Source organism: Cellulomonas sp. P4_H4, assembly GCF_056400865.1.
This window is the reverse complement of the sequence record NZ_JBFUKL010000002.1, coordinates 316,826-336,465: the sequence shown is the minus strand read 5'-3', so window position 1 is coordinate 336,465 and position 19,640 is coordinate 316,826. Positions and strand designations below refer to the sequence as shown.

At 71.8% G+C, this 19,640-nt stretch carries 17 protein-coding genes and 1 tRNA gene; 11 read left to right on the top strand and 7 right to left on the bottom strand.

Annotated elements, in window-relative coordinates; translation table 11 throughout:
- Positions 1-96: 96 nt before the first annotated feature.
- The 3 genes from AC1DPN_RS07835 (at position 97) to AC1DPN_RS07825 (ending at position 4,362) form a co-directional block, all read left to right on the top strand.
- Entirely contained in the window at positions 97-768 is a 672-nt protein-coding gene (locus AC1DPN_RS07835; RefSeq protein WP_477084171.1) for a response regulator, read from the top strand.
- A 29-nt stretch (positions 769-797) separates the two neighbouring features.
- On the top strand, positions 798-1,418 hold the full coding sequence (locus AC1DPN_RS07830; RefSeq protein WP_477084170.1) for a pentapeptide repeat-containing protein: 621 nt from the start codon (positions 798-800) through the stop codon (positions 1,416-1,418).
- A 103-nt stretch (positions 1,419-1,521) separates the two neighbouring features.
- On the top strand, positions 1,522-4,362 hold the full coding sequence (locus AC1DPN_RS07825; RefSeq protein WP_477084169.1) for a hypothetical protein: 2,841 nt from the start codon (positions 1,522-1,524) through the stop codon (positions 4,360-4,362).
- Between the two features lie 11 nt (positions 4,363-4,373).
- Here the strand turns inward: AC1DPN_RS07825 and AC1DPN_RS07820 are convergent, their stop codons facing one another.
- Entirely contained in the window at positions 4,374-5,216 is an 843-nt protein-coding gene (locus AC1DPN_RS07820) for an NmrA family NAD(P)-binding protein (RefSeq protein ID WP_477084168.1), read from the bottom strand.
- Between the two features lie 114 nt (positions 5,217-5,330).
- Here AC1DPN_RS07820 and AC1DPN_RS07815 point away from each other — a divergent pair, with 114 nt between their 5' ends.
- The gene (locus AC1DPN_RS07815) at positions 5,331-6,332 is read left to right on the top strand and encodes an AraC family transcriptional regulator (RefSeq protein WP_477084167.1); all 1,002 of its coding nucleotides are present in this window, start codon (positions 5,331-5,333) and stop codon (positions 6,330-6,332) included.
- A gap of 117 nt (positions 6,333-6,449) precedes the next feature.
- The gene (locus AC1DPN_RS07810; protein WP_477084166.1) at positions 6,450-7,187 is read left to right on the top strand and encodes an MIP/aquaporin family protein; all 738 of its coding nucleotides are present in this window, start codon (positions 6,450-6,452) and stop codon (positions 7,185-7,187) included.
- 141 nt (positions 7,188-7,328) lie between these two features.
- Here AC1DPN_RS07810 and AC1DPN_RS07805 read toward each other — a convergent pair.
- The 6 genes from AC1DPN_RS07805 to AC1DPN_RS07780 form a co-directional block, all read right to left on the bottom strand.
- A tRNA-Thr gene (locus tag AC1DPN_RS07805) sits at positions 7,329-7,402 on the bottom strand.
- A gap of 70 nt (positions 7,403-7,472) precedes the next feature.
- Complete coding sequence (locus AC1DPN_RS07800; protein ID WP_477084165.1) at positions 7,473-8,387, bottom strand: DsbA family protein; 915 nt, start codon at positions 8,385-8,387, stop codon at positions 7,473-7,475.
- Between the two features lie 46 nt (positions 8,388-8,433).
- Complete coding sequence (locus AC1DPN_RS07795; RefSeq protein WP_477084164.1) at positions 8,434-8,943, bottom strand: hypothetical protein; 510 nt, start codon at positions 8,941-8,943, stop codon at positions 8,434-8,436.
- Between the two features lie 57 nt (positions 8,944-9,000).
- Positions 9,001-9,414 (bottom strand): hypothetical protein, encoded by a 414-nt coding sequence (locus tag AC1DPN_RS07790; protein ID WP_477084163.1) that lies wholly within the window; start codon positions 9,412-9,414, stop codon positions 9,001-9,003.
- Positions 9,411-9,587 (bottom strand): hypothetical protein, encoded by a 177-nt coding sequence (locus AC1DPN_RS07785; RefSeq protein ID WP_477084162.1) that lies wholly within the window; start codon positions 9,585-9,587, stop codon positions 9,411-9,413. Before AC1DPN_RS07785 ends, AC1DPN_RS07790 begins: the two co-directional genes overlap by 4 nt.
- 156 nt (positions 9,588-9,743) lie before the next feature.
- Positions 9,744-11,513 (bottom strand): protein kinase domain-containing protein, encoded by a 1,770-nt coding sequence (locus AC1DPN_RS07780; protein WP_477084161.1) that lies wholly within the window; start codon positions 11,511-11,513, stop codon positions 9,744-9,746.
- A 95-nt stretch (positions 11,514-11,608) separates the two neighbouring features.
- Here AC1DPN_RS07780 and AC1DPN_RS07775 point away from each other — a divergent pair, with 95 nt between their 5' ends.
- The 6 genes from AC1DPN_RS07775 (at position 11,609) to AC1DPN_RS07750 (ending at position 19,636) form a co-directional block, all read left to right on the top strand.
- Positions 11,609-13,042 carry an alpha,alpha-trehalose-phosphate synthase (UDP-forming) gene (locus AC1DPN_RS07775; protein ID WP_477084160.1) on the top strand — a complete coding sequence of 478 codons (1,434 nt, stop codon included), beginning with the start codon at positions 11,609-11,611 and terminating at the stop codon, positions 13,040-13,042.
- Complete coding sequence (gene otsB / locus AC1DPN_RS07770; RefSeq protein ID WP_477084159.1) at positions 13,039-13,815, top strand: trehalose-phosphatase; 777 nt, start codon at positions 13,039-13,041, stop codon at positions 13,813-13,815. The genes AC1DPN_RS07775 and otsB overlap by 4 nt, the downstream gene beginning before the upstream one ends.
- A 75-nt stretch (positions 13,816-13,890) precedes the next feature.
- Positions 13,891-15,450 (top strand): outer membrane protein assembly factor BamB family protein, encoded by a 1,560-nt coding sequence (locus tag AC1DPN_RS07765; RefSeq protein ID WP_477084158.1) that lies wholly within the window; start codon positions 13,891-13,893, stop codon positions 15,448-15,450.
- 10 nt (positions 15,451-15,460) lie between these two features.
- Positions 15,461-16,942 (top strand): outer membrane protein assembly factor BamB family protein, encoded by a 1,482-nt coding sequence (locus AC1DPN_RS07760; RefSeq protein WP_477084157.1) that lies wholly within the window; start codon positions 15,461-15,463, stop codon positions 16,940-16,942.
- Between the two features lie 191 nt (positions 16,943-17,133).
- A complete protein-coding gene (locus AC1DPN_RS07755) occupies positions 17,134-18,261 on the top strand; it encodes an ABC transporter ATP-binding protein (protein ID WP_477084156.1) in 1,128 nt (375 codons plus the stop codon).
- Positions 18,262-18,355: 94 nt separating this feature from the next.
- Positions 18,356-19,636 (top strand): DUF4032 domain-containing protein, encoded by a 1,281-nt coding sequence (locus AC1DPN_RS07750; RefSeq protein ID WP_477084155.1) that lies wholly within the window; start codon positions 18,356-18,358, stop codon positions 19,634-19,636.
- Positions 19,637-19,640: the final 4 nt, after the last annotated feature.

The window sequence follows — 19,640 nt, the reverse complement described above, 5'->3', positions numbered from 1 at the left end:
ACTCCTCAGCACAGCCACACCTGATCCGCCCACTCGTCCGGCTCCGACCGGCGCGTAACCACGCGGCGGGCTTGTCCGCCGACGATACTGGGGGCGATGAGTACTCCCAGCACCGAACCGATCCGCGTCGCGGTCGTCGAGGACCAGCCGTTGTTCCGCTCGATGCTCGAGCACACGCTCGCGTCGACTCTCGGTCTCGACGTCGTCGTCGCCGTGGCCACGGCGACCGAGGCAGCCCGGATGATCCGGCCCGGTCTCGTCGACGTCGTGATCCTCGACATCGACCTCCCCGACGGCAACGGCATCGCGCTCGGCGTCACGCTGCGCCGGCGCATGCCCGGCCTGGGCATCCTGCTGCTCTCCGCGCACGACGCGATGGACCTGCTCCTCGACCTGCCGCCGGACGTCGGCCAGGGCTGGTGCTACCTGTCCAAGAACTCCTCGACGAGCGAGGAGGTCCTCGTCGGCGCGGTCAGGGCCGCCGCCATCGGGGAGACGGTGCTCGACCCTGCCCTGCTCGCCCGCATGACACCCCGGGCGGGCTCGGCGGTGGCTCGCCTGACGGATCGCCAGTACGAGGTGCTGCGGCTCCTGGCAGCGGGCCTGTCGAACGCGGGCATCGGCGATCGGCTGGGCATCACCGAGAAGTCGGTACAGAACCATGTCAACGGGATGTACGCGACCCTCGGGATCGACAGCGATCCGAAGCGCAACCCTCGGGTCAGCGCCGCCCTTCGTCTGCTGGAGCAGACGGGCCCTGCGAACTAGAGCAGCGGCGGCTGGGCCATGATCGACCCATGGCCGAGCACCGCCGCACCGAGACCGCACCTCTGACCACCAGCACCGTGCGGGGCGAGGACTGGTACGCCCGTGACCTGACCGGGCAGTCCTTCTCGCACGTGGAGCTCGTCGACGTCGACATGACCGAGACGTTCGGTGACGGCGTGCTGTTCGAGCACTGCACGTTCCGCCACGTCAAGCTCAACGCCTCGGTGCACACCGAGGGCGCGTTCGTGAACTGCACGTTCTCGCGCTCGAACTTCTTCGACGTGCGGTTCGAGCGGTGCAAGCTCGTCGGCTCGACGTTCGACGGCTGCACGTTCGACATCACCACGGTCGACGGAGGCGACTGGTCGTTCGTCGCACTCGCCCGCGCGGACCTCCACTCGGCGACGTTCCGGGATGTACGGCTGCGCGAGGCCGACCTCACGGGCGTCAAGGCAGCCGGAGGGACGCTGCGCGGGTGCGACCTGTCCGGCGCCTGGTTGCAGCAGGCGGACCTCTCGGGCTGCGACCTGCGCGGGAGCCAGCTTTCCGGGATAGAGCCGTCGACCGTGAATCTCGAGCGCGCGATCATCACGTTGGAGCAGGCCGTCGTGATTGTCGAGGCGATGGGCCTGGACCTGCGCGCGGAATGAATTCTCGGTCTGGGTGAAATGCGCAATCGGGACATTCCCACCGCGGGTCGCCCGCCGCTAGCGTCGAGCAGGGCCGTCCGGCCCGTCCGACGAGGGGACAGCCATGCGCCTGCCCGCGCTGCTGCGTCGCAACCACCCGACCACCGAGCCGCCGCTGCCTGATCAGGGGCCGGCCGTCCTCGAGCTGCGCATCCACGGGATCTCCAACACCCCGCCCGCGGGAATGCTCGGTCTGACGCCCGGACAGGTCGAGCAGGTGGACGGCGACGAGCTCGGCAGCTTCTGGGCGCCCACGGAGGCCGCGTCGGCTGCCGTCGCCAGGCTCCCCTCGACGGATCACCGCCGGGTGCCTCCGAACGTGCGCCGGGAGGCCTACTCGTGGGGTGCGATGGCACGCCTCGCGAGCGTTCCCGGGCTCGGCGCCGTCAGCGGCATCGTGAACGGCGTGATCCGCGCGCTCTGGGTGGTGATCATCCCGTTCGGGTTCACGAACGTCGCCTACTGGTCGGTCGACATCGAGGAGCCTCTGGGCAGGCGCCGCGGGTCGGCGGCGGGCGCCCTGGTCCGCCTGTTCGGTCTCGGGCTCACGCTCCTCTGGGTCGCCACGGCCGCGACGATCATGCTCTGGACGCTGGCCGCGCAGTGCTACGGGCCGGTCGTCCCCGATCCCGTCCCCCACGTCCAGGTGTGCTCGGCGCTACCGACGTTCCTCGACTCGTGGGCGCGCTGGGAGGCCGGACCGCGCACCGCCGTCTTCGCGCTCGTCGCGGCGCTGGCCGTCCTGGCGCTCGGGGCCATCGGGTCGACGGGCAACGTGAAGTACGAGACGCGTCGCTCCATCACCGCCGCGTTGGGTGGCACGAACGACCTGACCGAGAAGGCGAACGTCGGCCGGTGGCCTGTCCTGGCACGGCACGGCTTCTGGTCGCACTCCAAGCGCTCCAGCGTGCTCGGGCTGAGCCACCTGACGGCGGCCTTCGCGCTCCTGACGCTCGTCCTGAGCTGGCACTATCTCTACTACTCCACCCCGAGCTGCTGGTTCGGCCCGGAGTTCGGGTCCAACGGCTGTCTGCAACCGAGCACGTGGCAGACCGGTCCGGACTCGACCCGGTGGGCGGTCCTGCTCTCGCTGTCCGGCCTGCTGCTGCTCGGGTCCGCGGTGCGCGTGGCCCTGCTCCGGATCGACCCCGCGATGCTCAAGCCGAGCGCCACGCACACCGAGCCTCCGCCGATCCGTCGGCTCCCGGACGTGATCGGGCTGCTCGTCGCCCTGGGGGTGTTCGTGGCGTGCGAGCTCGCCGTCGCCGACACCGGTGACCTGCCGGTCCGACCGAACCTGCCCGCCGACCAGCTGCCGTCGACAGGCAGCGTCCCGTTCGTCGGGCTCGACGCGGTGCCGACCGTCCTGGTCGGCATGCTCGTCCTGCTCTGCCTGTGCGCGATCGGCTTGCGTGGTCACCTGCCCGCGTTCGTCTGGGGCTCGCTCACCGCGCTCGCGGCGGCCGCGTCCGTCGTGGCCGTCTGGTGGGAGGGCACGACGACCGCGACGGTCCTCTGGGTGGTGACCGGCGCGGCCGCGCTCGCCGTCGTCGTCGCCTCGTTCGCGGCCAACCTCCGCCAGCGCGACCGCCGGTTCGAGGGGTGGCGCGGCCACGCGCCGTTCGTGTTCCTCAGCATCGCTGCCGGAGCGGCCATGGTGCTCAGCGCCGCGCTGGTCGCCGGGGTGACCGCCTGGCTCGAGCGGCCCGGCGCTCCGGAGAACGTGGCGCTCCCGTCCGAGGCGCAGGCCGCGCTCGACTCCGCCGACTCGCTGCGACGCCCGGTGCAGATCACGCTGACCGATCCCGTCCATCTGACCCCGTCCAGCGCCTACCGGGACTTCGCGATCGTGAGCGTGCTCGGCCTGCTCGCCCTGGCCCTCTTCATCCTCGTGATGCTGCTCCGCTCCGGCTACCTGCGGCGACGGCCCGTCCCCGACGTGCCCGGCGGGACGAGCACGGCGGGCCCGGCGCTCCAGCCGAACCGGCACAACGCGGCACTGGCCCATCGCGCGGAACGCGTCGTCGGCGCACTGGCCACGATCTTCTTCCTCGCGCTCGCCGCTTCGCTCCTGCTACGAGGCATGCGCGAGACGCTGGACGAGCGCGACGGCGCGGTGTGGAACGTCATGACCGACTGGGCGGGACCGGCCATCGGCCTTGCCGCGGGCCTGCTGTTCACCAGCGTCGTGCTCGCCGGGTCCAAGAAGTCCCTGACCCGCCCGTGGGGGCTCCTGTGGGACCTCATGTGCTTCCTGCCGCGCGCCGCCCACCCGTTCGCGCCACCCTGCTACGCGGAACGGGCAGTTCCGGAGCTCCGGTCCCGCATCGACAGCTGGCTCGACGGCCTCGACGTGGAGGAGGGCGACCGCCCGAACCTCCCCCGGCGCACGGTCGTCCTGTCGGCGCACAGCCTCGGCGCGGTGCTCGCGGTCGGCGCGTTGTTCTCCCGGTGGGACGCCGCGGACGGTTCGGGTCCGACGGACCCGCGCATCGGGCTCCTCACCTACGGCACCCAGCTGCGCGCGTTCTTCGGGCGGTTCTTCCCCGAGCTCTTCGGACCGGGCGTGCTGGGCACGCACGCGGCCCTCGCCGCGCGCCCCTGGGCCGACGACCCGTGGACCCTGGCGCCCACGACACCACCGCCGACAGGCCTGACGGTCGTGAGCGCCCTCACCACCCACGGCACTGGCGAGCTGCGCTGGCGGGGCCTGTGGCGGCGCACCGACTTCATCGGCTTCCCCGTCGACGACTACGTCGACTCCCCCATCGACCGCCGCGCGCAAGAGGAGGACACCACGACCTACCTGTTCTCCGTGGCGACCCACAGCGACTACCCGCGTGCACCGCAGTACCGCGAGGAGCTCGACGGCCTGATCGCGATGCTGGACCGCGCGGGCGAGTGACTCCTGCGCCCCTAGCCACGGGGCGCGGCAGCGCTGACCACGTCGGCCCGCTCGTCCGCGGCCGCCGCGACGACGTCGGCGAACTCGCGCGGGGGGCGTCCGAGCGCCTCCTCGACGCCATGGCCGAGCGACTCGTTGCGGCCGTCGAACACCTCGTCGCACAGGTCGGTGAGCATCGCGGCCATCTCGGGACCGGCGATCTCGGTCATGGCTGTGCGGAACTCCTCCGAGGACACGGGCAGGTAGGCCACGGGGTGGCCGGTGGCGGCCGAGAGGACGGTCGCCACCTCGGCGAACGTCAGCAGTCGAGGTCCGGTGACCTCGTAGAGCCGGCCGACGTGCCGGTCCTCGGTGAGTGCGGCGACCGCGACGTCGGCGATGTCGTCGACGTCGACGAAGGGCTCCCCGACGTCGCCGGCGGGCATCGCGACGACCCCCTCCTGCACCGACTCGGCGAGCATGCCCTCGGTGAAGTTCTGCGCGAACCAGCTCGCGCGCACGATCGTGTGCTCCAGGCCGGAGCCGGTGACGATCTGCTCGCACGCCTCGGCGCCGTGCTCGCCGCGGCCGGAGAGCAGGACGAGCCGCTCCACCCCGGCGTCGACAGCGGCACGGGTGAACGCCGCGATGACGTCCTGCGCGCCCGGGGCGGCGAGATCGGGGACATAGGTGACGTAGGCGCGGTCGACACCGCGCAGGGCCTCGGCCCAGGTGGTGTCGTCCTCCCAGTCGAACCTGGGCTGCGACCCGCGGGACAGGGCCCGCACGGTGTGGCCGCCCTCGAGGAGGCGGCGGGTGACGCGGCGGCCGGTCTTGCCGGTGGCGCCGATGACGAGATACGTAGGTGTGTTCATGCGATCCACCTTGCTGGCGCTCCGCAGGACGAACAATGATCCTGGATCCGTGATTCATGACCATTCGTCCGAGATCGTTGGACTGTCTGCCGCACCGGCTGCGACGATCGGTAGGTGACCGAGCCGCGGAGCGTCCCACCCCCGAACGACCACCTCGGGGAGGCGCTGCACCTGCTGCAGATCACCGGCACGCTCTACTGCCGCACCGAGCTCACCGCCCCGTGGGGCATCGACCTGCCCCCGCTCGAGAGCCTGATGATGTTCCATGTGGTGACCGCGGGGCGGTGCTGGCTGGAGGTCGAGGGCCACGCACCACGGCTGCTGCAGCCGGGCAGTCTCGCCCTCCTCCCGCACAGCACTGCCCACCGCCTGCGCAGCGACCTCGACGCCCCCAGCGAGCCCCTGTTCGACATCCCCGTGGAGCTCGTGAGCGAGCGCTACGAGATCATGCGGTACGGCGGCGGGGGCGAGCCGGCCCAGGTGACCTGCGTGGTCGTCGAGCCCGACCAGGAGAGCGCGCGGCGACTCGTCGCCCAGCTCCCTGACGTCCTGGTGGTCGACGCGTGGGACGACGGCGACGCGAGCTGGCTGCACAGCACGTTGCGGTTGATGACCCGGGAGGCCGGCGCGCTGCGGCCGGGCGGCGAGATGGTGCTCACGCGGCTCGCGGACGTCCTCGTGGTGCAGGCGGTGCGCGCGTGGCTCGAGTCCGCACCCGAGGCGCGCGTCGGCTGGCTCGCGGCGCTCCGCGACGAGCAGGTCGGCCGGGCGCTCATCGCGATCCACCGCTCCCCGGAGACGGCCTGGGGCGTCGACGCGCTCGCGCGCGAGGTCGGGATGTCCCGGTCGGCGTTCTCCGCGCGGTTCACCGACCTCGTCGGCGACTCCGTGATGCGCTACGTCGCCGACTGGCGTCTCCAGCTGGCGCGTACGCACCTGCAGACGTCGGCCGAGCCCCTGTCCGCCGTGGCCCACCGGTTCGGCTACCAGTCGGAGGCCGCGTTCTCGCGTGCGTTCACGCGCCGGTTCGGCGTCCGGCCGGGCTCCGCTCGTCGTCCACCCGCGTCCGTCGACCCTCGCCGGAGCCCGGTGCTCGGGGTGGCCGCCGTCGGCTGATCCGGCGGGCTCCAGCTCCCGGGCCCACGGACGCCGGCCCGGCGGGCACCGAGCGCTCGTGCGGCCGCGACCAGCTGTGCCACGCTGACGCCCAGGGAACCGACGAGCGGAGAACCGATGGACCCGTCGTACAGCCTGCCCGTCCGGCTCGCGTGCGAGTTCATCGGCACCGCCATCCTCATCATCATCGGGAACGGCACGGTCGCGAACGTCCACCTCAAGGGGTCCAAGGGCTACCGCGGCGGCTGGTCGCTCATCGCCATGGGCTACGGGTTCGGCGTGATGATCCCCGCGATCATGTTCGGCGGCATCAGCGGCAACCTCATCAACCCTGCCTTCACCGTCGGCCTCGCGACCTGGGGGCTCTTCCCGTGGTCAGAGGTCGCGCCGTACGTCGCCGCGCAGATGGCCGGTGCCATCGCGGGCCAGGTCGCGATCGTCGTGACGCACAAGCCGTACTACGACCAGACGACCGACGCCGAGGACATCCTCGCCACGTTCGCGACGATCAACTCCGCGCACTCCCGCCTCAACGGGTTCCTGTCCGAGCTGCTCGGCTCCGTCGTCCTGTTCTCGTGCGCGCTCGCGATCGTGAACTCCCCGCTGACCGCCAACGAGCCGGCCGTCGCACACCTCGCGCTCGGCTTCCTGGTCTGGGGTCTCGTCGCGGGCCTCGGCGGCCCCACCGGCCCGGCCCTCAACCCCGCACGAGACCTCGGCCCCCGGCTCGTGCACGCGGCGCTGCCACTCAAGAACAAGGGTTCGTCCGAGTGGTCCTACGCCTGGGTGCCGGTCGTGGCGCCGACCCTCGGCGGCATCATCGGCGTCGGCGGCTGGTACCTGCTCCTGGGCTGAGTCTGGTGCGGCGCGGTCACGTGCTCTGCAGGGGATGGAGCCTCTGCGGGTGGTCCTTGACTGCTACGACGAGCCTCGGTTCGGCCCGAACGACGAACCGCCCGCCAGCCTACGTCTGCAGGTGGCGCGCGGTTCCTTCGGAGCCCCCTATCGGATTCGAACCGATGACCCCCTGTTTACAAGACAGGTGCTCTGGCCAACTGAGCTAAGGAGGCGTGCGACGTCCAAGACTACGAGATGCGCGGGCGCGCCCCCTGACGGAGACGCGCCCGCGATCACCCGAGGTCAGGACTTGGCGGCGTTGACCGCGTCGAGCAGGGCACCGGGCTCGCGCCAGCCGGTGAACGGCTCACCGTCGATGAGAACCGTCGGCGTCGAGATCGGCAGGCCGTCGAGCGACATCTGGTTGGTCGCGGCAACGACCCAGGGCGAGAACGTGCGCCACGTGCCGTCGTTCGAGGTCGGGTCGTCGGTCGAGCCGGTCTCGTAGGTGCCGTCGACCGTGTCCGTGAACGAGTCGGCGACGTCGGAGGGGACGCCCAGGTCGGTGGCGATCTTGGCGATCTCCGCGTCGGTCCGGCCGGAGGAGCCCTCGGCGGGCTGGTCGACGTACATGGCGCTCACGAAGTCGGCGAAGTGCTCCGGCGACCGGTCGGCCACGATCGCGGCGGCGTTGGCGGCCCGCGTCGAGTAGCTGGTGCCCGACGAGTTGGAGTCGAGGAACGAGATCGGGTGGTACTCGACCGTCGTCCCGCCGTCGGCCAGCAGGGTGTCGATGTCCGCGCCGTTGATCGACTCGAACTGGCCGCAGATCGGGCACATGAAGTCGAAGTAGATCGACAGGACGACGTCGCCGTCGCCCGTGGTGCCGACCGCGTCAGCGCCCTCGCCGCTGACCGGGATGCCGCCGTTGTCGCCCGCGGGGGCGGGCGCGCTGACGTCGGCGATCGCGGGCGGGATCAGGTCAGCGGCGTCGCCGCCGTAGACGACGTCGGAGTTGGCGGCCGCGTTGGCGTTGCTGTCGGACACGATCTTGTAGCCGACGAAGCCGAGCACGAGGACGGCGACGACGAGGACGGCGATACCGACGAGGCGATTCCGCTTGGCCTTGCGTTCCTGCTCCTTGCGCATCTGTGCGGCCTTGGCGCGAGCCTCGTCGCGCCGCACCGCCTTCGTCGGACGTGGTTCGTTGGTGGGCATGGTTGCTCCTGGGTCTTCGGTGCTGCTGGTCAGGGGGAGGTCGGCGTCACGCGGTGACAGGCGGACCGCGGAGCGCGACGCTCCCGACGAGCACCCGCGGTCGCGGCACGGACGGACGCCCGTCGGCGACCAGCGACACGGGCTCGACCGGGGCCTGGGTCGCGTCGAGACGCAGGTGGGGAAACACGGACCGGAGCAACGTGCGCGCCTGGCGCGCGGTGCGGACGAGGAGCGCCGACAGGCCCACACCGCAGGCGGTGAGCAACACGTAGCCGACGAGCACGGGGAGCGCGACGCTGAGCAGCAGGACCGCACCGCGCGAGACTCCGCCGAGCCCGTAGGTGCCGTCGGGGCAGTCCGCGGCGTCCTGGAGCACGGCAAGGTTCAGGCCGAGGGACCCGAACCTGGCGCCCGGGCTCACGCAGTCGTGCAGGACGACGCGGCCCTGGGCCACGACCCCCACGGTGAACATCGCGATCGCGACGACGGCGAGCACCGGAAGGGCCGGTCGGCGGGCGTGCGCGAGCGCGAGCATCACTCGTCGTCGCGCCGTCATGCCGCACAGCGTAGGGCGTCTGCCTGTCGACGTGTTCCGGCGCGTGACCGGCAGCCGTCAGGCACGCTGGTGCCGGACGACTTCGATGTCGAACCCGAACGACTGCTTCCACTCCCGCGCCAGACGGTGGCCGGCGTACCGGACGACACCCCGCAGCCACCACTCGTCGACGTCGATGCCGCGGTGCGCGTGCTCGACGAGCAACGGCCGGAAGCGGGCGTCGAGCTCCGCGACGCGCGCCCGCAGCAGCGCCGTCTCGGGGAACGCCGCGAGGGACGGCTCCTGCAGGGCGGCCTCGAGCGTGGTCCGCGACATCACCTCGTTGGCGTACGCGAACTCGTCGTCGCGGTAGCCGTGCTCGCACTCCTCGACGAAGCTCGACCACCGCTCGAGGACCGCGTCAGGCGTGTCGTCGCGCCACAGTCCACGGCCACGCACGAAGTCGGTGAAGGCAGCGCCGAACGAGGTCACTTGGCCACCTCACGCCGGAAGAACTCGTAGCCCTCGTCGGGTCGGAACCAGGCGATGATCACGTCGCCGCGGTGCACGCCGAGCGTCCCGGTGCGGTGGTCGTACCGGACGACGTCACCGTTGCTCCGGGTGCGTTCCTCGACGTCGACGGCCCTGAACTCGTCCTGCGCCACCCATGCTCCCGTCCGTGAGGCCCCCGGTCAGGGGTTCACCCAAGGCGGTTGCGAGACCGAACGCCAGGCCGGTCCCGCATGGCGAGACGGTCGGAGCGCTTCCCGCGCACGCCGTCCGGGTCGCAGCTCTCGTGAAGAGGCCGCTGAACCACGTGGTCAGGGCATCGTCGGCTCGGGCAGGGGGGCCCACACGATCTCGGTTCCCGTGAGGATCATCGTGACGAAGATCGCCGTCACGGCGAGGAGCCCGACCGTGGCGATCGCCGCCCCCCGCCGACCGGGCGCGACGACCGCGAGCACACGCCGCGCCCCGAGCCTGGTCATCCGCGACAGCGGCCCCCACCAGACGATGCAGACCCCGACCATGAGGATGGCCGCGACGAGCAGCGTCGCGGTGACACCCCGCGGCGAGTAGCCGGACGGTGACCCGGAGATGGTCCAGCGGCCCTCGCCGATCAGCCACCAGGCGATGCCGAGCAGGATGACGACGACGCTGCTGGCGACGAGGAGCGACGGGATCAGCCCGAGGAGCGACCGCACGAGGTGCCACGGCCCGGTCGCGACCGCACGCGCATGGTCGGAGCGACGCACGCCGGCCCGTTCGCGGTGCGAGTACATCGACTCGACCGTCGACCCGATCGTCCGGATCACGATGACGACCACCAGGAACGCGATGAGCGTGATGCCCGGGTAGATCGCCCCGGCCGCCCCGGTCAGCGCGGCGAACGCCAGGAGCGTCCCCCAGCGGCGCCTGGCCGGTGGACGCACGTACCCGGATCCCTCGGGACCGTCGCCCTCGGACGCGTCGAGGTCCTCCTCGATCCAGTCGACGCCGTCCTCGTCGAGCTCCTCGTCGTCGAGACCCTCGTCGTCGGACGCCCCGGCAGCGGCCGGCACGACGGCCGGGTCGAACGGGCGCGTCAGGCCGTCGTGCTCGGGAGGTGCCGTGGAGACGACGGATCCCGCGGGCGCGCCGTTCGACGTACCTGCCGCGGCACCCGCCACGACGACCGTCGGCGCTCCGGCGGCCAGCACGGCGGTCCCGACCACGTCCTGCGGCCCGAGAACGGTGGTCTCGGAGTCGGCATCGCCGTCCGTGTCCTCCGCCAGCGGCTCACCCTCGGCTACCACGACCGTCAGAGCGGCGACCACGTCCGCCGGGTCGAGCCGCTCGCCCGGGACCGGAGCCAGTGCGCGGCGCAGCGCTCCCGAGGTCAGGGGGCCGACGCCGTCGAGGTCCACCTCTCCGGATCGTGCACGGGCGAGCACCGCCTCGAGCGGACGGGTCCCGAACGGGGGACGCCCGGTGACAGCGAAGGCGAGCACCGCCGCCCAGCCCCAGAAGTCGGACGCCGCCGAGGGCTCGTCGCCGTCGAGCAGCTCGGGTGCGAGGTAGCCCGGGGTGCCGATGACCAGCCCGGTTGACGTCATGCGGGACTCGTCGGCCGCCTGGGCGATCCCGAAGTCGATGAGCACGGGGCCGTCGTCGGTGACCAGGACGTTGGACGGTTTGAGGTCCCGGTGGATCACGCCCGCGCCGTGCACGGCCTCGAGGGCGTCACGCAGGCCTTCGGCGAGGTCCAGCAGCTCGTCCGCGTCGAGCGGTCCGCGCTCGCGCACGTGCTCCTCGAGGTTGTCGCCCTGGACGAGCTCGGTGACCAGGAAGGCCTCGGTCGAGTCGGCCTCGGCGTCGAGGATCGCGGCGACGCCGGGGTGCCGGAGCTTCTGCAGCGCGGCCACCTCGCGGCGCAGGCGCGCCCGCGCCGCCGCGTCGGTGCCGATCTGCGTGTGCAGCAGCTTCAGCGCGACCGCGTCGCCACCACCGTCGACCGCCCGGTAGACCGTCCCCATGCCACCTTGACCGAGCGGTGCGACGACGGTGTATCCGCCGATCTCCGACCCCGGTGTCAGTCCGATCCGCTCCATCCGTGCACCGTACGGCGAGCAAGACCCGTGGGCATTGCGGCGCGCAGCGCTGACCTGCCCGATAGGGTCGATCGACATCCCGAGGAGTTGATCAGGTGCCTTCCGACGTGCCCGGCTACGACTTCGTCGTGGTCGCGAACCGGCTCCCGGTCGACGTGACGCTCGGCGAGGACGGCCAACCGACGTGGACGCGGTCCCCGGGCGGACTCGTGACGGCGCTCGCGCCGGTGATGGCCAGCACGGCCGGCGCCTGGGTGGGCTGGGGCGGGGCACCGGGCCTCGAGCTGGACCCGTTCGACGTCGACGGCACCGAGCTCATCCCGGTGACGCTCTCGGAGGACGACCTGGAGAAGTTCTACGAGGGCTTCTCCAACGACTCGCTCTGGCCGCTCTACCACGACGTCATCGCTCCACCCGCGTTCCACAGGCCGTGGTGGGACTCCTACCAGCGGGTCAACCGCCGGTTCGCGCAGGCCGCCGCCGACCAGGCGGCGCACGGCGCGACGGTCTGGGTGCACGACTACCAGCTCCAGCTCGTGCCGCGCATGCTGCGCGAGCTGCGCCCCGACCTGCGGATCGGCTACTTCCACCACATCCCGTTCCCCCCGCTCGAGATCTTCGCCCAGCTCCCCTGGCGCAAGCAGGTCGTCGAGGGTCTGCTCGGCGCCGACCTCGTCGGCTTCCAGCGCAACGGCGACGCCGCCAACTTCGTGCGCGTGGTCCGCCGGTTCACCGACCTGACGACGCGCGGCCAGGTCATCACGCTCACCGACGGCGACGGCCGCGTCGACCGGCACGTGCGCGCGGCCGCGTTCCCGATCTCGATCGACTCGCACGCCTTCGACGACCTCGCACGGACCGACGAGGTCCGCGAGCGCGCGAAGCAGATCCGGCGTGAGCTGGGTGACCCGGAGTTCCTGCTCCTGGGCGTCGACCGGCTCGACTACACCAAGGGCATCCGGCACCGGATCAAGGCCTACGGCGAGCTCCTGCAGGAGGAGCGCCTGTCGCCGCAGAGCACGACGCTCGTGCAGGTGGCCAGCCCGAGCCGGGAGAACGTGGGCGCCTACCAGCAGCTGCGCGACGACGTGGAGCTGCTGGTCGGACGCATCAACGGTGACTACGGGCAGGTCGGCCACGCACCCGTCCAGTACCTGCACCAGTCGTTCCCGATGGAGGAGATGGCCGCGCTGTACCTGGCCGCCGACGTCATGCTGGTCACGGCTCTGCGCGACGGCATGAACCTCGTCGCCAAGGAGTACGTGGCCGCGCGGTCCGACGACCGCGGCGCCCTGGTGCTCTCGGAGTTCACGGGAGCGGCCGACGAGCTGAGCGGTGCCGTGCTGGTCAACCCGCACGACATCGACGGCATGAAGGACGCCATCTGGTACGCGGTGCACATGGACGTGCGCGACTCGCGCAAGCGGATGCGCAGCCTGCGCCGCCGTGTGCTGGGCCACGACGTCGTGGCGTGGTCGCAGGACTTCCTGGCCGCCCTGAACGCCGTTCCCATCGGAGGACCCTCATGACGGGAGTGACGCTCGACGAGGGCCTCGCTGCCCTGGCCGCCGACGTCGGGCGTCGCCCCGTGCTCGTCGCGCTCGACTTCGACGGCACGCTCGCCCCGCTGCAGGACGACCCGTCGGCGTCCCGGATCCTGCCCGCCGGCGTCGAGGTCCTGGCCCGGCTCGCCGCGACGGACGGGGTGTGGCTCGCGCTCGTCTCCGGCCGGTCCATGAACGACCTGCACACGCTCGCGGAGGTTCCCGCGGGCACGCTCCTGATCGGCAGCCACGGCGCCGAGCGGGCGCGCGTCACGACGTTCGGGCTCGACCGCGACGTCGTGCAGCTCTCCGACGAGCAGGCGGATCGTCTCGCGACGCTCGGGGCGCGCGCTCTGCGGATCGCGCGTGGTCGCGACGGCGTCTGGGTCGAGACCAAGCCGACCGCCGTCGTCGTGCACACCAGGCTCGCCGAGCACGACGTCGCCCGGCCGGCCGAGGACGAGGCGATCCTTCTCGGCGGCGAGCTCGGTTCCGGCGTGCTGCACGGCAAGGACGTCGTCGAGATCTCGGTGCTGCGCGCGAGCAAGGGCGAGGCTCTTGTCGCGCTGCGCGACGAGCTCGGCACCGCCTGCGTCCTCTACGCGGGCGACGACGTGACGGACGAGCACGCGTTCGAGGCTCTGAGCGCCGACGACGTGACGATCAAGGTCGGCGACGGCGAGACGGTGGCGCGCTTCCGGGTCGACTCCGCCGAGGCTCTCGTCGCCGCGCTCGTCCGGTTCACCGACGCCCTCTGAGGCGGGGGCGTCTTCCGGAGCCCGCCGCGCCCCGACCACTGGCCGCTGACAGGACCGAGGCGTACCGTCCGCCCCATGGCCGGCCACATGCGCGAGGTCGAGCTCATCGACGAGAGTGTCGAGGTCGACGAGCGGGTCACCCCAGCGCGCGACGGAGATCCGGACGACGCTCGGTACGGCGGTGCGCGGCGCTCCGGGAATCCGTGGGTCCGTCGGCACGCGGTGTGGCTCGGGGCGACTGCCGCGGTCGTCGCCGCCGGCCTCCTCACGACCCAGGCGGTGTTCGACGCACGCGAGCGGAGCAGGGTCGCCGCACTGGCGCAGATCCCGGGAGTCGTGCCCCCCGCGGGTCCCGACATCGGGGTGATCTGGCGCGCTCCCCCCGAGCTCGCCACGGTCATGCAGGGCGGTGCGATGGTCGACGGGCTGATGGTCGGCGGCGCCGCCGACGAGCGCGGCGACGTCCGGATCGTCGCGCTGGACCCGGACACGGGCGAGACCCGATGGACGACACCGGTCGCCCTGCCGGTGACCAACCCTCAGGTGGACGGCCAGGTGCCCGGCACGTGGGTCGGCTGCGTCGGGATTCCGCACGACGGACAGCCGCTCGCGGCCTGCATGTCCCAGCAGTACGGCGAGAACATCGTCGGTCTGCCCGACTCGACCATCTGGGTGCTCGACCCGACGGACGGCCACGTGCTGTCCACCCGGTCCGTCCCCGGGACCTCGGGGGTCACGGTCACGGAGAACGCGATCGTCCTCGCGACCCGGGTCGACGACGACGGCGGTCCGGCCCGCGCCGACGCGAGCGCGGTCCGGTGGAGGGTGACGGCGGCGGACGCACTGTCGGACGCCCCGCTCTGGGACTACACGACGCCGAGCGTCGACGTGCTCGGCCGCGAGGACGGGCCCGCTGCTGCGAACGCCTCCGGCGGCGCCACGATGCAGACGTTCGAGGACCAGGTCGTGCTGGCCGTCGACAACCACGCCTGGATCCTCGACGAGGACGGTGAGCTCGTGCGCTCGCTCCCCCTCGAGCCCGGGTCGTGGGTCCAGGGTGCGCGCGCCGGGGCGTACGTGAAGAGCTCGTACTCCTCCGACACCCGGTCCTCCGCCACGCTGTTGCTCGCGAGCGGTCGCGAGGTGCCCATGAACCAGTCCGCCGCGTGGCTTCCCGTGGACGACGGCTCCGCGCCCGACACCGTGCTGACGATCGGCGCCGGTCCGGACGGGATCCTGGGTGTCAGCGGGCGCGACTCCACGACCGGCGAGGTCCTGTGGCACCGTCCCGACGCGGTCACGACGGCCCTGCTGCTCGACGGCGTGGTGTACGTCGCGGCGTTCAGCGAGATCAGCGCGCTGGACGCCCGCACGGGCGAGGAGCGCTGGACGGCCAAGCTCGACAACCAGCCCCAGCAGCTCTCGACCGACGGGCGGTACCTGCTGGTGCCGGGCACGGGCATCTCCCTGGAGGCTCTCTCGCTCGCCGACGGGCACCGGGAGTGGGCCGTGGACCTCAAGGACGCCGTGACCGGAGGCGAGCCGACACAGATCGCCCAGGGGTTCCAGTCGAGCGGCCGGGACCCGAGGCTGTTCGTGTGGATGGCCGACGGCGCGGTCGCCGTCCTGGGATGACAGCCGCGCGATGAGCGACAGCGCGCGGACCGGCGGTCACCGGCAGATCCTCGCGATCGACGAGGGCGACGACGGCGAGCCGTCGGACGCGGTCGCCGTCCCGCGGGCGTGGATCCGCCGGCGCGCACCCGTGCTGGTCGTCGCCGCCGTGCTCGCGGTCACCGCGCTGCTCGGCGCCCAGGCGCTCTTCGACGCACGCGAGCGTGACCGCCTCGCCTACCTGGCAGACATCCCCGGAGTGCTGCAGCCGGTGCCGAACGACGTGGCGGCCCTGTGGCGGTGGTCGCCCGCCGAGACCTCCTCGCTCGTCGCCGACGACACCGCGGAGCGTTGGACGATCGGCACCCACTACCAGCGGAGGGACGTCGACCTGCGCGGGATCGACCCGGACACCGGCGCAGTCCGGTGGACCGCCCCGTTCCCCGTCGACGACGCCCTGCCCGCCGACGCGCGTGACACGTTCCCGACGGTCTGGGTGCGGTGTGTGTCGGCGTCGACCACCCCGCGCCCGCGAGCCGTCTGCGGAGCGGACCTCGGCGGCGTCGGCCGGCCCGCCGGGACGCCGCTGCTCGTGCTCGACCCCACCGACGGCACGGTGCTCGAGCGTCAGGTCCTCGACGTGGGGACGCTCTGGGCTGTGAGCGCCGGGAGGCTCGTCGTGGCCCGGCCGATCGCGGACGACGAGACGCACCTGCACTGGGACCTCCGCGCCACCGACCCGAGCACGGGCGACCTGGTGTGGCACGACCGCACGCCGCCGGTACGGGCCACCGGCACGGTGCGCACGGGTGACACCCCGATCGACTCGGAGGCAACGCTGACGAGCGACACCGACCGCGTCCTGCTGAGCGCGAACGGCCAGGCGTGGCTCTGGTCTTCCGACGGCGAGTCCCGGCCCGGGGCGATCTTCGGGGCTGCCGGGACGACCCAGCTCGGGCGCTCGCAGACCCTGGTGTGGTCCCCGTCCCAGATCGTCTCCGCCCTTGCCGGTCTTCTCATCACCGAGGGCGGTGACCAGGTGGCGGTCGACGGGGTGCGGGCGGACCTCGCGGTCGACGACGGCAGTGCGCGTGGTGTCGTCCTGCTCCGCACCGGGCCGGCCGGGACCACGCTGGTCGCGCACGACGCGGGCTCGGGCGACGAGCTGTGGCGCGCGACCGTGAGCCCGGGCGACGTCCTGGTGCTGGACGGGGCCGTCGTGACCGCGGGCGCGTCGTCGGTCGTCGCCCGAGACGCCCGCACGGGGGACGAACGCTGGACCGCGCGCCTCGACGCCGTGCCGTCCTACGTGGGTGCGGACCCGCTGCACGTGGTGGTCCTGACCGACGATCTTCGGCTGCGCGCGCTGGACCTGGCCGACGGACGGACGGCCATGTCGGCGTCCGTCGGGACGCTCGTCGGCGACGAGGTGGGCCAGCTCGACAACGCCCACGAGAATGCCGGCCGGCTGCTGCTCACGTTCCGCGACGGTTCGGTCGTAGCACTCGGGTGAACCGAGCTCCGGGGTCACCCGAGCGCGTGACCAACGTCACGATCCGGTAGGAGGTTCCGGTCCGGTGTGGCAAGATGACCGCGGGCCGCCGATGCAAACCCTGCGTTCGGCCCGTGTCATCGAAGACACCTTTGACACTCTTCACAACGGATCGTCCGGCACGTACCTGCCGGTGGAGGGATTGATCAGCCATGGCAACGGTCACATTCGACAAGGCCACCCGGATCTACCCGGGCACAGAGCGCCCCGCAGTCGACGCGCTCGACCTGCACATCGAGGACGGCGAGTTCCTCGTCCTCGTCGGCCCCTCGGGCTGTGGAAAGTCCACCTCGCTCCGCATGCTCGCGGGCCTCGAGGACGTCAACGCCGGCCGCATCCTCATCGGCGACCGCGACGTCACGGACGTCCAGCCCAAGGACCGCGACATCGCGATGGTCTTCCAGAACTACGCGCTGTACCCGCACATGACGGTGGCCGACAACATGGGCTTCGCGCTCAAGATCGCCGGCACCCCGAAGGCGGAGATCCGCCAGCGCGTCGAGGAGGCTGCCAAGATCCTCGACCTCTCGCAGTACCTCGACCGCAAGCCGAAGGCCCTCTCCGGTGGCCAGCGTCAGCGCGTCGCCATGGGCCGCGCGATCGTGCGTTCGCCCCAGGTGTTCCTCATGGACGAGCCGCTGTCGAACCTCGACGCCAAGCTCCGCGTCCAGACCCGCACGCAGATCGCGTCGCTGCAGCGTCGTCTCGGTGTCACCACCGTCTACGTCACGCACGACCAGACCGAGGCCCTGACCATGGGCGACCGCATCGCGGTGCTCAAGGACGGTCTCCTGCAGCAGGTCGGCACGCCGCGCGACATGTACGACACCCCGAACAACGTGTTCGTCGCCGGCTTCATCGGCTCCCCGGCCATGAACATCGGCACGTTCCCGGTGCTCGACGGCAACGCGAACCTCGGCCGTGCCCGTGTCGCCGTCCCGCGCGACGCCATCGGCCAGTTCACCGAGGACGACAAGAACCACGTCACGGTCGGCTTCCGTCCCGAGTCCGTCGACGTCGTCCCGCCCAGCACGGCCGACGGCATCCCGGTCGTCGTGAACATCGTCGAGGAGCTCGGCTCCGACGCGTTCGTCTACGGCTCGCTGACGAACGAGTTCGGCCACGCCGCCGACGTGCACTCCGGTGCGGGCGACGCGCAGGTCATCGTGCGGGTCGACCCGCGCCAGGTGCCCGCCAAGGGCGAGACGATCTACATCAAGGTCCGCGAGGGCGAGACGCACCTCTTCCACGCGGGCTCGGGCGACCGCATTACCGTCTGAACTTCCTGATCGCAGAGGGGCGGTCCTGGCACCTGCCAGGGCCGCCCCTTCGCCGTTGGCGCACGGCCGAGGAATGGCTGGGAGAATGTCTCTCATGAACGCGCTCCAGATCACCGCGGCCTCGCCGGACCCGGCGCTGCTGGACCTTCCCTGGGACATCCCGTTGGAGGACTGGCCGGAAGAGACCCTCGCGGCCCTGCCCCGCGGCATCTCGCGCCACATCGTGCGGTTCGTCAAGATGTCGGGGCGCGTCATCGCGGTCAAGGAGATCGGCGAGACGGTCGCGTACCGCGAGTACGAGCTGCTGCGGCAGCTGCGGCGCCTCGACGTCCCCGGTGTCGAGCCGGTCGGCGTCATCACGGGCCGGTCCGACGCGAACGGGGAGCGCCTCGAGGCGGTGCTCATCACCCAGCACCTGTCGTTCTCGCTGCCGTACCGCGCGCTGTTCAGCCAGGTCCTGCAGCCCGACACCGCCACGCGGTTGATCGACGCCCTGGCCGTGCTGCTCGTCCGGCTGCACCTCGTCGGCTTCTACTGGGGCGACGTGTCGCTGTCCAACACGCTCTTCCGACGAGACGCGGAGACGTTCGCCGCGTACCTCGTGGACGCCGAGACGGGCGACCTGCACGACAGGCTCACCGACGGCCAGCGCGGCTACGACCTCGAGATCGCGCGCGTGAACATCATCGGCGAGCTCATGGACCTGCAGGCCGGTGAGTTCCTCGAGGAGGACGTCGACGCGGTGGCCATCGGTGACGCCCTGGCCGAGCGGTACGCCGAGCTGTGGCGTGCCCTGACAGAGCCCGAGACCTTCGGCTACGGCGACCGGTGGCGGGTCCAGGCCCGCATCGACCGGCTCAACGACCTCGGGTTCGACGTGGGCGAGCTCGACATCACGACCGACGTCGACGGCACGCGCGTGGTCATCCAGCCGAAGGTCGTCGACGCCGGGCACCACTCCCGCCGCCTCATGCGTCTCACCGGCCTGGACGTCCAGGAGAACCAGGCGCGACGCATGCTCAACGACCTCGACGAGTACCGCGCTGCGACCGACCGGCAGCGGGAGGACGAGTCCTTCGTCGCGCACGACTGGCTCACCGAGATCTTCGAGCCTGCCGTCCGGGCGGTCCCGCGCGACCTGCGCGGCAAGCTCGAGCCCGCGCAGATCTACCACGAGCTGCTCGACCACCGCTGGTTCCTGTCCGAGCAGGCCGGCCACGACGTGTCGATGAAGAAGGCCGTCAAGAGCTACCTCAAGGACATCCTGCCGAACCGGCCCGACGAGCAGTCGATCCTCGGCGTGCAGGCGGGAGAGATCCCCGAGACCGGCGCGATCCCCGAGGTCGACGACCCGGACGACATCCTGCTCGGCTGAGCGC

Excerpts from the sequence above, each read along its gene's own strand:
- otsB (WP_477084159.1), top strand. The coding sequence starts at position 13,039 with ATGACGGGAGTGACGCTCGACGAGGGCCTCGCTGCCCTGGCCGCCGAC.
- AC1DPN_RS07800 (WP_477084165.1), bottom strand. The coding sequence starts at position 8,387 with ATGCCCACCAACGAACCACGTCCGACGAAGGCGGTGCGGCGCGACGAG.
- AC1DPN_RS07795 (WP_477084164.1), bottom strand. The coding sequence starts at position 8,943 with ATGACGGCGCGACGACGAGTGATGCTCGCGCTCGCGCACGCCCGCCGA.
- AC1DPN_RS07765 (WP_477084158.1), top strand. The coding sequence starts at position 13,891 with ATGGCCGGCCACATGCGCGAGGTCGAGCTCATCGACGAGAGTGTCGAG.
- AC1DPN_RS07830 (WP_477084170.1), top strand. The coding sequence starts at position 798 with ATGGCCGAGCACCGCCGCACCGAGACCGCACCTCTGACCACCAGCACC.
- AC1DPN_RS07810 (WP_477084166.1), top strand. The coding sequence starts at position 6,450 with ATGGACCCGTCGTACAGCCTGCCCGTCCGGCTCGCGTGCGAGTTCATC.
- AC1DPN_RS07780 (WP_477084161.1), bottom strand. The coding sequence starts at position 11,513 with ATGGAGCGGATCGGACTGACACCGGGGTCGGAGATCGGCGGATACACC.
- AC1DPN_RS07835 (WP_477084171.1), top strand. The coding sequence starts at position 97 with ATGAGTACTCCCAGCACCGAACCGATCCGCGTCGCGGTCGTCGAGGAC.
- AC1DPN_RS07750 (WP_477084155.1), top strand. The coding sequence starts at position 18,356 with ATGAACGCGCTCCAGATCACCGCGGCCTCGCCGGACCCGGCGCTGCTG.
- AC1DPN_RS07825 (WP_477084169.1), top strand. The coding sequence starts at position 1,522 with ATGCGCCTGCCCGCGCTGCTGCGTCGCAACCACCCGACCACCGAGCCG.
- AC1DPN_RS07755 (WP_477084156.1), top strand. The coding sequence starts at position 17,134 with ATGGCAACGGTCACATTCGACAAGGCCACCCGGATCTACCCGGGCACA.
- AC1DPN_RS07760 (WP_477084157.1), top strand. The coding sequence starts at position 15,461 with ATGAGCGACAGCGCGCGGACCGGCGGTCACCGGCAGATCCTCGCGATC.
- AC1DPN_RS07820 (WP_477084168.1), bottom strand. The coding sequence starts at position 5,216 with ATGAACACACCTACGTATCTCGTCATCGGCGCCACCGGCAAGACCGGC.